Source organism: Litorihabitans aurantiacus (genome assembly GCF_030161595.1).
Taxonomy (GTDB): Bacteria; Actinomycetota; Actinomycetes; order Actinomycetales; family Beutenbergiaceae; genus Litorihabitans; species Litorihabitans aurantiacus.
The window spans coordinates 134,430-147,770 of record NZ_BSUM01000001.1; the positions used below are offsets into that span (position 1 = coordinate 134,430).

A 13,341-nucleotide genomic window follows, 5' to 3' on the forward strand; every position below is an offset into this window, starting at 1 on the left:
TCTCGGGGAGGGTCGGCAATCCTCTCGGGGAGGGTCAGCAATCCTCTCGGGGAGGGTCAGGAAAGCTCTCGCGAAGGGGGCGGGGTGAGGTGCGCGGGTGAGGGGGTCAGGGGCGGGGTTCCGCCGCCAGGCGCAGGACCGACTCCGCCAGCGCGCGGATGCCGAGCGCGACGTCGGCCTCCGAGACGGACTCCGCCGGGTGGTGGCTCACGCCGTCGGGATTGCGGAGGAACAGCATCCCGACGTCGGTCACGGCACCGATCGCCATCGCGTCGTGCCCGGCCCGGCTGAACAGCCGCACGGGGTCGTCGGCGCCGCGCCGCAGCGTCGTCGTGATCCCGGCTCCCACCACGTCCTGCAGCAGCGGCGCGCACATCACGGCGGGCGCGTCGTGCACCTCCTGCCAGCCCCAGCGCAGCCCCCGCGCGCGCGTGATCCCGTCGAGCTCGAGCGCGACGGCGTCCCACACCCGGTCCCGCTCGGCGTCCAGCTCGCCGCGCAGGTCGAGCGAGAACCGCACCTGCCCCGGAACGACGTTCACCGCACCCGGGAACGCCTCGAACTGCCCGACCGTCCCGACGACGTGGTGCTCCGCCCGGCACAGCCGCTCGACGGCCAGCGCCGCCTCGCTGGCGCCCAGGAGCGCGTCGCGCCGCATGTCGTAGGGCGTGCCGCCCGCGTGCCGCGCCTCGCCGTCGACCACGACCTGGAAGCGCCGGGCGCTCGCGATCGAGGACACGATCGCGAGCGACTCCCCGCGCCGGTCCAGCTCGGGCCCCTGCTCGATGTGCGCCTCGAGATAACCGACCAGCTCCTCGGGCCGCCGCGCGGCCTCGCCGATGCGGCCCGGGTCGAGGCCGAACTCGAGCGCCGCCTCGCGCAGGGTCGTCCCCTCGGCGTCGGTCAGCGCCCACCACCGCTCGTCCCACGTGCCCGCGACCGCGCTGGAGCCGAGCAGCGCCTTGCCGAACCGCGTCCCCTCCTCGTCGGAGAACGCGATCACCTCGAGCGCGAACGGGAAAGGCGACCACGCGCGTTCGCCGTCGCCGTCACCCTCCACCACCCGCAGCAGCCGCACGACCTCGAGCGCCATGAGGACGCCGAGCACGCCGTCGTAGCGCCCCGCGTCCAGCACGGTGTCGAGGTGCGAGCCGAGCAGGAGCGCGGGGGCGTCGTCGCGCCGCGCGTGCTCGGCCACCGCCGCGGATGGGAGCGCACCGGCTGGCCGCGGTGCCAGCCGCCCGACCTGGTTCCCGGCCGCGTCCTGCCACGTCGTCATGCCGAGCTCGCGCATCCAGCGCGCCGCGATGCGGTTCGCGCGCGCGTGCTCGGGCGAGAGGTGCACGCGCTCGACCGTTCCCGCGCTCGCAGTCACCGCGGCCAGCTCGTCGCAGCGCGCCATCGTGCGGCGGGCCGCCTGGGCGACGACGTCGGGTGCGGCCCCCAGCAGCGAGCGCTCGGTCACGCCGTGGCCTCCCGGCCGTCGACGGCGGAGCCCCGGTAGTGGTCCGCCGCGGCCTCGTGCGCCGCGCCCGCGCGCACCGGGTGGCCGAACCGCGCCAGCACCTGCTCGAGCGCGGCGAGGGTGGCGAGCACGGCGTCGCGCCGCGCGTTGTAGCCCATCGTCCCGATGCGCCACACGCGCCCGTGCAGGGGGCCGAAGGACGTGCCGATCTCGATGCCGAAGTCCTCGAGCATCGCGGCGCGCGCGACGTCGCCGGGCACGCCGTCGGGGATCTTGACGGCGACGACGTTGCTCATCTTGTGCGCCACGTCGCCGAACACCGTCAGGCCGAGCGCTCGCACCCCGGCGAGCATCGCCTCGCCCGCGCGCACGTGGCGCGCGATCACCGCCGCGCGCCCCTCGAGCGCGATGAGCCGCGCGCACTCGCGCGCCGCGTACAGCATCGAGGTGGCCTCGGTGTGGTGGTTGAGCCGGCGCGGACCCCAGTAGTCCAGGATCATGCCGAGGTCGAAGTAGTTGGAGCGCACGAAGTCGCCCGCGACAGGGTCGCCCGCCTCGCGGATGCCCGCCTCGATGCGGGCGCGGCTGCGCACGACGGCGACGGCGCGGTCCGACAGCACGGTCGGCGAGGATCCCGAGGGCCCGCCCAGGCACTTCTGCAGGCCGGCGGTCGCGGCGTCGAGCCCCCACGCGTCGAACTCGAACGGGTTCCCGCCGAGCGAGGCGGTCGCATCGGTGTAGAACAGCACGCCGTGGCGCTCGCAGATGTCGCCGATCTCGTCCAGCGGCTGCAGCATCGTGGTGGAGGTGTCACCCTGCACGAGCGCGAGCAGCGTCGGGCGCACCCGCACGACCGCCTCCTCGATCGCCGACGGCGTCACGACCTGCCCCCACGGCACCTCGATCGTGTGGACCTCGGCCATCGCGCGCTCGGCGATCTCGGCCAGCAGGTGCCCGAACCGGCCGAAGATCGGCACCAGGACGCGTTCGCCCGGGCGCACCAGCGACGTGATGGCCGCCTCGATCCCCGCGCGCGAGGTGCCGTCCACGAGGACGGACGCCTCCGCCGTCGTGCCCCAGACGTGGCGGTAGAGCTCCTGCGTCTCGACCATCGACCGCGTCATGAACGGGTCGTACTGGCCCACGAGGCGCGCGGACATCGCGGACAGCACGCTCGGGTAGGCGTCGACCGGACCGGGGCCCATGAGGAGGCGGTGCGGCGGCGAGATGGGGCCGGGGACGGTGATCGGGGCGGTCTCGGGCACGGGGATCCTTCGGTGGTGCGGGCGTGTGGTGCGGGGGTGCGGCGGGGATCGGGCGGGCGCGGGCGCCGACTCCTAGGGTCCCAGCAGATCGGCCAGGCGTCGGGCGAGCTGGACCAGGGCGAGGTCGCTGCCGGAGGCCGCCGTGAGGCACAGCCCGACCGGGGCCGGTGCTCCCGAGGCCCCGGTGACCCGCACCAGCGGCACCGAGATCGACGGCAGACCGGCGGCGGAGGCCGGCGTGGTCGTCCGCAGCGTCCGCACGCGCAGGTCGTCGGCCGCCGCTGCGGCTCCGTCACCGCCGCTCGTGGCGCGGGACGGCGCCGGGCCCGGCACGGTCGGCATCAGCAGCACGCGATCGGTCACGACGGCGCGCAGGTGCTCGCGCCGCAGCGCCAGCTCCTCGCGAGCAGCGGCCTCCTGCGCCGCCGTGACGGTGCTCGCCTGCTGCATGCGGTGGGCGACCGGCGCGCCGAGCGCGCCCGGGTTCGCCGTGACCCACGCGCCGTGGTTGCGCCAGGCCTCGGCGGCCTGCACGACGCGGAACGGTTCGGCGTACGCGGCGAGGTCGCCGATGTCGACCTCCTCGACCGCCGGGGCGTCGTCGACGCCGCGCAGCCGCGCCACGAGCGCGGCCAGGGCCGCGGCGGTCCCCGGCTCGGCGACGGCGAGCACCTCGCGCGGGATCGCGAGGTGCCACGGGAGCGAGGCCGCGCCGTCGGGCCCCGCGCCGCCGTCGAGGTCGGGATCGCCGTCCGCACCCAGCGCCGCCGCGACGACGCGCTCGAGGGTCGCGCCGTCGCGCGTCAGCCACCCGACGGTGTCGAAGGACTGCGCGAGCGGCAGCAGGCCCTGGCGCGGGACGAGCCCGTGCGTCGTCCGCAGCCCCCACAGCCCCTGGTAGGAGGCGGGGACGCGGATCGATCCGGCGGTGTCGGTGGCGAGCGCGACGTCGGCCTGACCGGTCGCGACGGCGGAGGCCGGGCCGCTCGAGGAGCCGCCCGGCAGCGCGCCGGGGACGGCGCCGTTGGGCGGCGTGCCGTAGTGCGCGTTGGCGCCCGCGACCGAGTAGGCGAGCTCGTCCGTGCGCGCGATGCCACGAAGCGACGCCCCGGCGCGCAGGAGGTCGGCGACGGCGGGCGCGCTCGTCGTCTCCGGGCGCGACTGCTCCAGCCAGGTCGGGTTGCCCGCGCCGATGCGGTAGCCGCGGATCGCGAACAGGTCCTTGACCGCGACGGTGAGCCCGGCGAGCGGGCCCTCCCACGCTCCCTGGTAGAGCGGGTCGCCGACGGTGCGCCAGATCGAGCGGTCGAACGCCTGCGCGCGCGGGGTGACGTGGGCCGCGGTGATCACCCAGCGGCCGGCGTCGGTGTCCGCTGAGCCCGTGGTGACGCGCTGCCACACCTGGGTCTGCACGCCGGTGCCCCCGGCGGCGTAGCGCGACGTCGCCACGAGCAGCCACGTCTGCGGCGCGAGGCGGCGCGCCTCGAGCCGCTCGATCACGCGCGGCGCGACGCCCCCGCGCGAGCCACGGAAGCGGGAGATCGCGTCGTGGCCGACCAGGACGCCGGTACCGTCGGCGCGGATCGTGCCCGGACCCGGGGCGAAGGCGGCGTCGAGCGCGGCGAGGTCGTCGACCGCGAGGGCGCGCTCGTAGGCGTCGAACGCCGCGCGCAGGTCGGCGGGCAGCGCCTCGCCGTCGTCCGCGTACACCGCCTCCGGCTCGATCGGCTCAGCCACGCTCCACCTCCGCGAAGTCCGCCTTCCGGATCCGCGCGTGCACGCCGCACACGAGGTCGACCACCTGCGAGATGTCGAGGTCCGTGGCGGCCGAGAGGTAGGCGTAGGCGAGGTGCTCCGCCATGCCCCAACGGGCCTGGATCAGGCGGAGCGACGCGCGCACGCACCGGCGCACCGCCTCGTCGAGGTCCGCGCTGAGCCCGGTCGGCACGAGGTGCTCGGGCGTCTCCACCAGCGGGCCGTCGAGCTCGCCGAACCGCGCGCGGGCCTCGGCGGCGGGCACGACGTCGAGGCGCACCGTCGCGCGCAGCGACGCCTCGAGCGCGGTGAGCGCGACCTCGCCGTCGCCCTGCGCGAAGTGCGGGTCGCCGACGTAGGCGAGCGCCCCCGCCACCTGGACCGGGAGGTGCAGCTGCGTCCCCTCGACCAGCAGCTTCACGTCGATGTTGCCGCCGTGCGCCCCGGGCGGGACGGAGTGCGCGCGGTGATCGCCCGCCGTCGCGACGCCCATCGTGCCCAGGAACGGGGCGAGGGGGTAGGCGACGACGTGCGCGCCGCCGTCGTGCAGCGGGAGGGTGGCGACGGCGCCGTCCGCCCGCTCCTGCACCGGCGAGAACACGCTCACCGTGGCGCCGCCGCGGGGCAGCTCGCCCGGGAGCGCGCCGCGGCCGTGCCGGTTGGAGATGACGCCGTAGGGCACGCGCGGCTGGAGGCGCTCGACGGTGAGGCTCAGGACGTCGCCGGGCTGGGCGCCCTCGACCAGGATCGGGCCGGTGACGACGTGCGGGCCGTCGTGATCGCCGTCGCGCGAGACCTGGTCCACGATCGCGATCGCGTCGGTGAGGACGTCCTCGCGCGCCACGCCGTGCCCCGCGAAGAACGCGACGGGGTCGGAGCCCTGGTCGGGCAGCAGGCCCTCGTGGCTGACGGTGTCGATCGTGACGCTCGCACCGGATCGGACGCGGAGGACCGGGGTGTCGGCGCCGCACGGGAGCCGGCCCCACAGCACGTGCTCGGGGGTGGCGGGGAGGTAGTGCTCTCCGGGGATCTCGCCCTCGTGCGGCTGCAGGACGCTCACCGCGGTCCCTCCGTCAGGTCGCGGCCGGCCCGGGTCAGGAGGCCGGCGCCGGCGTCCCACACCTGCTCGCCGTTGACCCAGGTCGCGGCCACGAGACCCTGCAGCTCCTGCCCGTGCCACGGGCTCAGCTTGGTGCGGTACTCCAGCCGCGCGGCGTCGACCGTCCAGGCCGTATCCGGCTCGAATGCCACGAGGTGCGCGGGGGCGCCGACGGCGAGGCGGCCCGCGCGGGACAGGCCCGCGATCCCGGCCGGCCCGGTCGTGAGGAGGGGCAGGACGTCCGCGAGGTCGAGGCCGCGCTGCCGGGCGCGGGTCCAGACCGTGGCGAGACCGGTCTGAAGGCCCGAGATGCCGCCCCACGCGAGGCCGAGGTCGCCGTCGCCCTGCTCCTTCAGCGCGTGCGTGGAGGGTGAGTGGTCGCTGACGACGGCGTCGATGGTGCCGTCGGCGACGCCCTCCCACAGGAGGTCCTGGTTCGCGCGATCGCGCACGGGCGGGCAGCACTTGTAGGCGGGAGCGGCGTCGGGCACGTCCTCGGCCTGCAGCGTGAGGTAGTGCGGGCAGGTCTCGACCGTGAGGCGCACGCCCTGGGCCTTCGCGGTGCGCACGGCGTCCAGGCTCGCACCGTCCGAGAGATGGACGACGTGCGCGCGGGCGCCGGTGCGGCGGGCCGCCTCGATCACGGCGGCGACGGCGACGGCCTCGCTCGCGGCCGGTCGCGAGGCGAGGAAGTCGGCGTAGCGCGGGCCCAGCGGCCCGGGCGGGTGCAGGTGGACGGGGTCCTCGGCGTGGACGACGAGCACGCCGTCGAACGCGGCGATCTCGGCCAGGGCCGCCTCGAGCTGCGCGGCGTCGAGGTGGCCGAACTCGTCGATCCCGGAGGGGGCGAGGAAGCACTTGAAGCCGGTGACGCCGGCCTCGTGCAGCGCGCGCAGGCGCCCGAGATTCTCCGGCACGGCGCCGCCCCAGCACGCGAGGTCGACGGCGAGGTTGCCGACGGCGGCCGCGCGCTTGGCCGCGAGCGCCTCGGGGGTGGTGGTGACGGGGAGGCTGTTGAGCGGCATGTCGACGACGGTCGTGACGCCGCCCGCCGCGGCCGCCGCCGTGCCGGTGGTGAAGCCCTCCCAGTCGGTGCGGCCGGGGTCGTTGAGGTGCACGTGGGAGTCGACCAGGCCGGGCAGGAGCACCTGGTCGGGGCCGAGCACGACGTCGGCGCGGGCGTCGAAGTCCTCGACCGCGGTGATGACGCCGGCCTCGATGCGGATGGTGGCGGGGCGCTCGGCGCCGCCGAGGTGGGTGCGCATCGCGGCCACGGAGCGCGGGGGCGGGTGGGCCGCGGGGCGGCGGTGGCCGGGGGCGTCATGCGGTGACCCTAGGCAGCCCGGGTTTCCCGGGCGTTACCTCGGCGTGGCGCGTGCGATGTCGGTGCGCGCGCCTACGGTGTCCCCGTGAGGATCGAGGAGTTCGACGCGCAGTCGCCGTCCGACGCCGCCGCGGTGGTGGCCGTGTGGGCGGCCGTCCCGGCGTGGGTCGAGGAGGTCGTGGCGGGGAGGCCGTACGGCACGCGGGCGGCGCTGCTCGCGCGCGCCGACGCGGTGGCGAGGACGTGGGGGGAGGCGGAGCTCGACGTCGCCCTCGCCGACCACCCGCGCATCGGGGACCGGCACCCCGGCGAGGGGGCGAGCGCGCAGGCCTCGCGGGGTGAGCAGGCATCGGTGGCCGGGGCGGGCGACGACGTCGCCGCGTCGATCGCGGAGGCCAACGCCGCGTACGAGGCTCGCTTCGGTCGCGTCTTCCTCGTGCGTGCCGCCGGCCGGACGCCGGAGGAGATCCTGGCGCAGGCGCGGCAGCGCCTGGCCAACGACGACGCAGCCGAGGTGGCCGAGGCCCTGGACCAGCTGCGGGAGATCGCCCTGCTCCGACTGACGTCCGCGATCGAGGAGGACCGGTGAGACCCCACCTGACCATGCACGTGCTGGACGCCGCGACGGGGCGGCCGGCCTCCGGCGTCGCCGTCGTGCTGACCGACGAGGGCGGCGCGGAGATCGCGCGGGGCGAGACCGATGCCGACGGGCGTGCGGGGCTCGGTCCGGCGCGGCTCGCGGCGGGCACGTACGAGCTGGCGTTCGCGACCGGGGCGTACTTCGCCGCGCGCGGGGTCGCGGCGTTCCACCCGCGGGTGCGGGTGACGTTCGCGCTGGCCGACGAGGCCGACGGCTCGCCGCGGCACCACCACGTGCCGCTGCTGCTGAGCCCGTTCTCGTACACGACCTACCGGGGGAGCTGAGGCGGAGCTGAGGGCGGGACCGGCGGCGTCGCCTGCGCGAAACGAGCGCGTGACACCCGGGGCCTACCGTCCCGGGCATGAGGATCATCATCGTGGGAGCCGGCGTCGGCGGGGCGAGCGCGGCGATCGCGCTGCAGCGCCTGGGGCACGACGTCGTGGTGTACGACCGGATGCGCGAGAACCGGCCCGTCGGGGCGGCGCTCTCGCTGTGGTCCAACGGCGTCAAGGTGCTGAACTGGCTCGGGCTCGGCGCGGAGGTCGCGGCGCTCGGCGGGCGCATGGACACGATGGCGTACGCGGCCGGGTCCGACGGCGAGACCTGGTGCGACTTCTCGCTCGCGCCGGTCACGGCCGCGACCGGGCAGCGCCCCTACCCCGTGGCGCGCGCGGACCTGCAGGCGCTGCTCATGGACAGGGTCGGGCCTGCGCACCTGCACCTGGGGCGCGAGGTGGTCGCCGTCGCGGACGACGGCGAGCGCGTCACCGTGACGTTCGCGGACGGATCGGTGGACTCGGGCGATCTCCTGCTCGGTGCCGACGGCGCGCGCTCGCTCGTGCGCGAGCACGTCACAGCGGGCGGGGTGCGGCCCGAGCGGGTGTCGAGCGGGTACACGAACGTCAACGGTCTCGTGACGGCTGATCCGGCGATCGCGCCGCTGACGCGGTGGACGACCTGGGTGGGCGAGGGGAAGCGCTGCGCCGTCATGCCCGTGGCCGGTGAGCGGTTCTACTTCTGGTTCGACGTGCCGCAGGCCCGGGGCTCGGTGGTGCGGAGCGACCCGACCCGGCTGCGGTGATGGCCGAGCTGGACGCCGCGTTCGGGCACTGGGAGGCGCCGGGCGTGCGGGCGCTGCTCGGGGCGATCGAGCCCGAGCGGTCCCTGAACCGGGTGGACATCTTCGACATCGACCCGTTCCACACCTGGGTCCGCGGCCGCGTGGCGATCCTCGGCGACGCCGCGCACAACACCTCGCCCGACATCGGTCAGGGGGCGTGCCTGGCGCTGGAGGACGCGTTCGCGCTCGGGATCCTGTTCGCCAGCACCACGGGGGTGTCGAGGACACGCTGCTGCGCTACCAGCAGGTGCGCAGCGAGCGGGCCGGGGACCTGGTGCTGCGGGCGCGGCGGCGCAGCGAGGAGACTCACGCCTTCGACCCCGCGGCCACCCAGGCCTGGTACGACGGGCTGCGCGGAACCGACGGCGCGGGCATCCTGCGCGGCATCGTCGGGAACATCACGGGGAGCCCGGTGGACCTCGGGGGCCGGCCGCTCTGAGGCGGCGGCGGGCCGCGGGGCGGCGGTCTTGCCCACCCCTCGCTCACAGCGGCTGGATCTCGCGGAGAGCGGCTGGCGTGGTGACGACGCGGCGTGTCGGCCCGGACACGCCGTCGGCCGACGCTCCGCCCGACCGTCAGCCGCTGTGAGCGAGGGGCCAGCCGCTGTGAGCGAGGGGCCCGGACCGCCGGGGCCCGCCTCGCGGTGGCTGCGCCGTCGGCGGCATCGCCCGCGTCCGCGGGGTGTCCGCCCGCGGCGGGGGCGCGCCGCCGCCTGCCACCATGGGCGCATGCCCACCACCGCGCCACCCTCGTCAGCCGCGCCCCGCACCGGCCTCGCCGGGACGATCGACCGCTACTTCCTGATCTCCGAGCGGGGCTCGACCATCGCTCGCGAGGTCCGCGGCGGCATCGTGACCTTCGTCGCGATGAGCTACATCATCGTGCTGAACCCGATCATCCTCGGGGGGACCGATGCGACCGGCGCCTTCCTCGGCGGCGGGGACGCGGCGTCGGCACAGGTGCGCATCGCCGCGACCACCGCGCTGATCGCCGGGCTGCTCTCCATCGCGATGGGGGCGATCTCGAAGATGCCGATCGCGATGGCCGCGGGACTCGGGCTGAACGCCGTCGTGGCCTACGGGATCGCGCTGATGCCCGAGATGACCTGGGCCGACGCCATGGGCATCGTGCTGCTCGAGGGCGTGCTCATCCTCGCGCTCGTGCTGACCGGGGTGCGGCAGGCGGTCTTCAACGCGGTCCCGGCGGAGCTGAAGGTCTCCATCAGCGTCGGCATCGGGCTGTTCATCGCATTCATCGGCGTCGTCAACGCCGGCTTCGTCCGCACGGGGGCCGGCACGCCGGTGGAGCTCGGCATCGAGGGGTCGATCGCCAGCTGGCCGCTCGTGGTCTTCGTCGTCGGGCTCGTGACCTCGATCGTGCTGTGGATCCGGCGCACGCGCGGCGCGCTGCTCATCTCGATCGTGGCGACGACGGTGCTCGCCTTCCTCATCGAGACCTTCGGGCACGTCCAGGGCGACGGCGACGACGCGACCGGCTGGGCGAGCAACGTTCCGGTCTGGCCCGGCTCGCCCGTCGCGACGCCGGACTTCTCCCTGCTCGGGCAGGTCTCGGTCTTCGGGTCGTTCGAGAAGCTCACGTTCATCACCGTGGTGCTGCTCGTCTTCACGCTGCTGCTGGCCGACTTCTTCGACACGATGGGCACGATGGTCGCGATCGGCGGCGCCGCCGGCCTGCTCGACGAGAAGGGCAACCCGCCACGCACCAAGCAGATCCTCGTGGTCGACTCGTTCGGCGCGATCGTCGGGGGTGCCGGGTCGGTCAGCTCGAACACCGCCTACATCGAGTCCTCGGCCGGGGTGGCCGACGGCGCCCGCACCGGGCTCGCCTCGGTCGTGACCGGTGTCGCGTTCCTGCTCTCGACGTTCCTGTCCCCGCTCGTGCTGATGGTGCCCGCGGAGGCCGCGGCGCCCGCGCTCGTGGTGGTCGGGTTCCTGATGATGACCCAGATCACCGGGATCGACTGGAAGAACCTCGAGGTCGCGATCCCGGCGTTCCTGGTGATCGCGCTCATGCCGTTCACCTACTCGATCACCGTGGGTCTCGGTGCCGGGTTCGTGATGTTCGTGCTGATCAAGGTGCTGCTCGGCAAGGGCCGCCAGGTGCACCCGCTGATGTGGGTGGCCGCGGTGATGTTCGTGGCGTACTTCGCGCGCGGACCGATCCAGGCGCTGGTGGGCTGAGGCGGGGGCCGACGACGTCGTCGCGCTCCGTCGTCAGCGAGGAACCGGAGCGGCGGCCGGCTGCTCGGCGTCCGCGAGCAGGCGCGCCACCCCGGCCGGGCGGACCGTCGCGGCCAGGTAAGTGCACGCCGCGAGGCTGATGACGACGGCGCCGACGAATGTCGCCTCGAGCGACCACCGCTCGGCGACCGTGCCGCCCAGCAGCGCCCCGACCGGCATCAGCCCGTACGCCAGCGTGCGTCCCGCACCGCCCACCCGACCCAGCATCGACCGGGGGACCAGCCGCTGCCGCAGCGACATCGAGATGACGTTGCCCGCGGTGGTCAGCAGGCCCATCACGAACAGGGCGACGGCGATCGCCGGGCCGGCCGGCCACACCAGCGGCACGAGCATGAGCACGACCGTCGCGGTCAGCGTGGTGCGCATCGTCCGCACCGCCCCGAACCGGCGCTCCGCCCGCTCCGCCAGGAGCGATCCGAGCACGGCCCCGGTCGCCAGGGTCACGAGGAGCAGCGGGTAGTGGCTTTCGCGGAGCCCGACGGCCGAACCCGGCCCGACCACCCAGAGCACGAACACGGCGAAGTAGCCGGTGCTCGCCATGTTCAGCACCCCCGCGGTGAGGACGAGCGGCCGGAGCGCGCGGTGGCGGACGAGGAAGGCGAGCCCCTCCCGGACCTCCGCGAGGGCCGACGTCGTGGGCGTGGCGGAGGTGGCTGCGCCGTCGGGAACCGACGCCCGACCGAAGCGCCCGCGCAGACCCAGCGCGAGCGTCAGCGCGGCGAGCGCCGCCAGGGCCGCTGCGACCCCGAATCCCACCCCCGCGCCGACGACCAGCAGCGCACCGGCGAGCGGTGACCCGAGGAAGCTGTTCGCGACCTGCTGCGCGCCGAGCACCCGACCGTTCGCGGCGGCGAGCCGGTCCGAGGGCACGAGGTCGGGCAGGATCGCGCTCGCGCCGAGGTCGGCGAGCACCTCCGTGACTCCGTGGGCGAGCACCAGCGCGACGAGCACCGGCACGGTGAGGTGGCCGGTCGCCACGACGAGGGCGGCGACGGCGAGCAGCACCGCCCGCGCGAGGAGCGCACCGATCTGCGCCCGCCGGCGGTCGACGCGGTCGATCACGACGCCGGCGGTGATCCCGAGCAGGAGCCACGGCAGCCACGTCGCGGCGGCGAGCAGGCTGATCTGGAACGGCGAGGAGGTCAGGCCCAGGGCGACGAGCGGGACCAGGGTGACCAGGACGCCGTCGCCCAGGTTCGCGAGGGAGGTGGACCCGAGCTGGGCGGCGAAGGGGCGACCGAGCGGACGCCGCGGCGAGCGGTCGGCGGATCCGGGGTGCGTCGCGGCGGGTGCGGTCATGTCCGGCGTCCTTCTCGTAGTCTGGAGTCGCAGAGGGATCTCTGCAAAGAAACCTATGCAAAGGTAACTCTGCACATGGACGATGGCAAGACCGTGCCCGCGGACCCGCCGACGATGGGCCCCGGCGCCCTCAAGGCGTTCGCCCACCCGCTGCGGATGGCGATGTACTCGCACCTGCAGAACGAGGGTCCGGCGACGGCGAGCGGGCTCGGGCGGGCGCTCGGCGAGAGCAGCGGGCAGACGAGCTACCACCTGCGCCAGCTCGAGCGGCACGGCCTGGTGGAGGACGACCCCGGTCACAGCGGGGGGCGGGAGCGGTGGTGGCGCGCCGTCGGGTTCTCCATGGAGTCCCTGGACCTGCTGCGCGACCCGGCGACCTCCGGGTCGGCGCGCGTCGTCCTCGCCCAGACCGTCGCCGAGCGCACCGCGGCGCTGACCTCGTGGGCGGCCTCCCTCGACCTCGACGACGAGGCGTGGACCGGCGCGCTCACCTCGACGACCGCGGTGCTCACCGCGTCGGAGTTCGCCGAGATCGGGCAGGCGCTGCGCGACCTCCTGCGGGAGCGGCTGGCGCCCGTGCTCGATCGCGACGACCGCGGCGGCGCGCCCGAGGGCGCGCGACGGGTGCGGTTCCACCTCGACGCCTTCCCGCTCGCCGGCGGCGCCGCTGGGGTCGAGGGGGTGGGACGCCCGGCGCCGGAGCGCGGTTGACGTCGCTTCGCTCGATGGCGGCCTCGCTGACGACGGCAGTGCCCTCGCTGACGACGGCAGTGCCCTCGCTGACGACGGCAGTGCCCTCGCCCACGACGGCAGTCCCGACGCCTGGACGGCGTGTCGCGGGGGACTCGCCGACGGCGGCGGCTCGGGGCCTGCGGACTGCCGTCGTGGGCGAGGGTGGGTCGGCGGACTGCCGTCGTGGGGGAGGGCGGCCGGACGAGACGCCGTGGTGGGCGCGGGCTGACGGCTCGCGCCCACGCCCCTCGCTGTCAGCGGCTGCGTCTCGCTCACAGCGGCTGGGTCTGGCGGCCGACGGCGTGTCGGCCGCGACACGCCGCGCTGCGGCACCCGCCGTCGCCACCAGCCGCTCCCAGCGAGACCCAGCCGCTGTGGGCG

The 13,341-nt window shown here is 75.5% G+C and carries 12 protein-coding genes and 1 pseudogene; 7 read left to right on the top strand and 6 right to left on the bottom strand.

The window, feature by feature from the left end; translation table 11 throughout:
- Positions 1–106 precede the first annotated feature (106 nt).
- From QQK22_RS00675 to allB, 5 genes are all read right to left on the bottom strand, one after another.
- Positions 107–1,465, bottom strand: coding sequence for a Zn-dependent hydrolase (locus QQK22_RS00675; RefSeq protein ID WP_284248617.1), 1,359 nt, complete (start codon positions 1,463–1,465; stop codon positions 107–109).
- Positions 1,462–2,730, bottom strand: a complete 1,269-nt coding sequence (locus tag QQK22_RS00680; protein WP_431310117.1) for a pyridoxal-phosphate-dependent aminotransferase family protein — start codon at positions 2,728–2,730, stop codon at positions 1,462–1,464. The genes QQK22_RS00675 and QQK22_RS00680 overlap by 4 nt, the downstream gene beginning before the upstream one ends.
- 72 nt (positions 2,731–2,802) lie before the next feature.
- On the bottom strand, positions 2,803–4,467 hold the full coding sequence (locus QQK22_RS00685) for an AtzH-like domain-containing protein (protein WP_284248619.1): 1,665 nt from the start codon (positions 4,465–4,467) through the stop codon (positions 2,803–2,805).
- Entirely contained in the window at positions 4,460–5,545 is a 1,086-nt protein-coding gene (locus QQK22_RS00690) for an acetamidase/formamidase family protein (protein ID WP_284248621.1), read from the bottom strand. The genes QQK22_RS00685 and QQK22_RS00690 overlap by 8 nt, the downstream gene beginning before the upstream one ends.
- On the bottom strand, positions 5,542–6,849 hold the full coding sequence (allB, locus tag QQK22_RS00695; RefSeq protein ID WP_284248623.1) for an allantoinase AllB: 1,308 nt from the start codon (positions 6,847–6,849) through the stop codon (positions 5,542–5,544). Before allB ends, QQK22_RS00690 begins: the two co-directional genes overlap by 4 nt.
- 144 nt (positions 6,850–6,993) lie before the next feature.
- Between allB and uraD the strand changes: the two genes are divergently transcribed.
- The 6 genes and pseudogenes from uraD to QQK22_RS00725 all read left to right on the top strand — a co-directional run bounded on the left by uraD (position 6,994) and on the right by QQK22_RS00725 (position 10,869).
- The gene (gene uraD, locus QQK22_RS00700) at positions 6,994–7,497 is read left to right on the top strand and encodes a 2-oxo-4-hydroxy-4-carboxy-5-ureidoimidazoline decarboxylase (RefSeq protein WP_284248625.1); all 504 of its coding nucleotides are present in this window, start codon (positions 6,994–6,996) and stop codon (positions 7,495–7,497) included.
- A gap of 14 nt (positions 7,498–7,511) precedes the next feature.
- Positions 7,512–7,832, top strand: a complete 321-nt coding sequence (gene uraH / locus QQK22_RS00705) for a hydroxyisourate hydrolase (protein ID WP_284252457.1) — start codon at positions 7,512–7,514, stop codon at positions 7,830–7,832.
- 77 nt (positions 7,833–7,909) lie between these two features.
- On the top strand, positions 7,910–8,629 hold the full coding sequence (locus QQK22_RS00710; RefSeq protein WP_284248627.1) for an FAD-dependent monooxygenase: 720 nt from the start codon (positions 7,910–7,912) through the stop codon (positions 8,627–8,629).
- Positions 8,629–8,817: pseudogene (locus QQK22_RS00715) on the top strand (FAD-dependent urate hydroxylase HpxO); the annotation flags it as partial. The gene QQK22_RS00710 and the pseudogene QQK22_RS00715, both read left to right, overlap by 1 nt.
- A gap of 98 nt (positions 8,818–8,915) precedes the next feature.
- Positions 8,916–9,107 (top strand): hypothetical protein, encoded by a 192-nt coding sequence (locus QQK22_RS00720; protein WP_284252825.1) that lies wholly within the window; start codon positions 8,916–8,918, stop codon positions 9,105–9,107.
- 289 nt (positions 9,108–9,396) lie between these two features.
- A complete protein-coding gene (locus tag QQK22_RS00725) occupies positions 9,397–10,869 on the top strand; it encodes an NCS2 family permease (RefSeq protein ID WP_284252459.1) in 1,473 nt (490 codons plus the stop codon).
- 33 nt (positions 10,870–10,902) lie between these two features.
- On the opposite strand, the gene QQK22_RS00730 is transcribed toward QQK22_RS00725, so the two are convergent.
- Positions 10,903–12,228 carry an MFS transporter gene (locus tag QQK22_RS00730; protein ID WP_284248628.1) on the bottom strand — a complete coding sequence of 442 codons (1,326 nt, stop codon included), beginning with the start codon at positions 12,226–12,228 and terminating at the stop codon, positions 10,903–10,905.
- Positions 12,229–12,303: 75 nt separating this feature from the next.
- Between QQK22_RS00730 and QQK22_RS00735 the strand changes: the two genes are divergently transcribed.
- Complete coding sequence (locus QQK22_RS00735) at positions 12,304–12,939, top strand: winged helix-turn-helix domain-containing protein (RefSeq protein WP_284248631.1); 636 nt, start codon at positions 12,304–12,306, stop codon at positions 12,937–12,939.
- Positions 12,940–13,341: the final 402 nt, after the last annotated feature.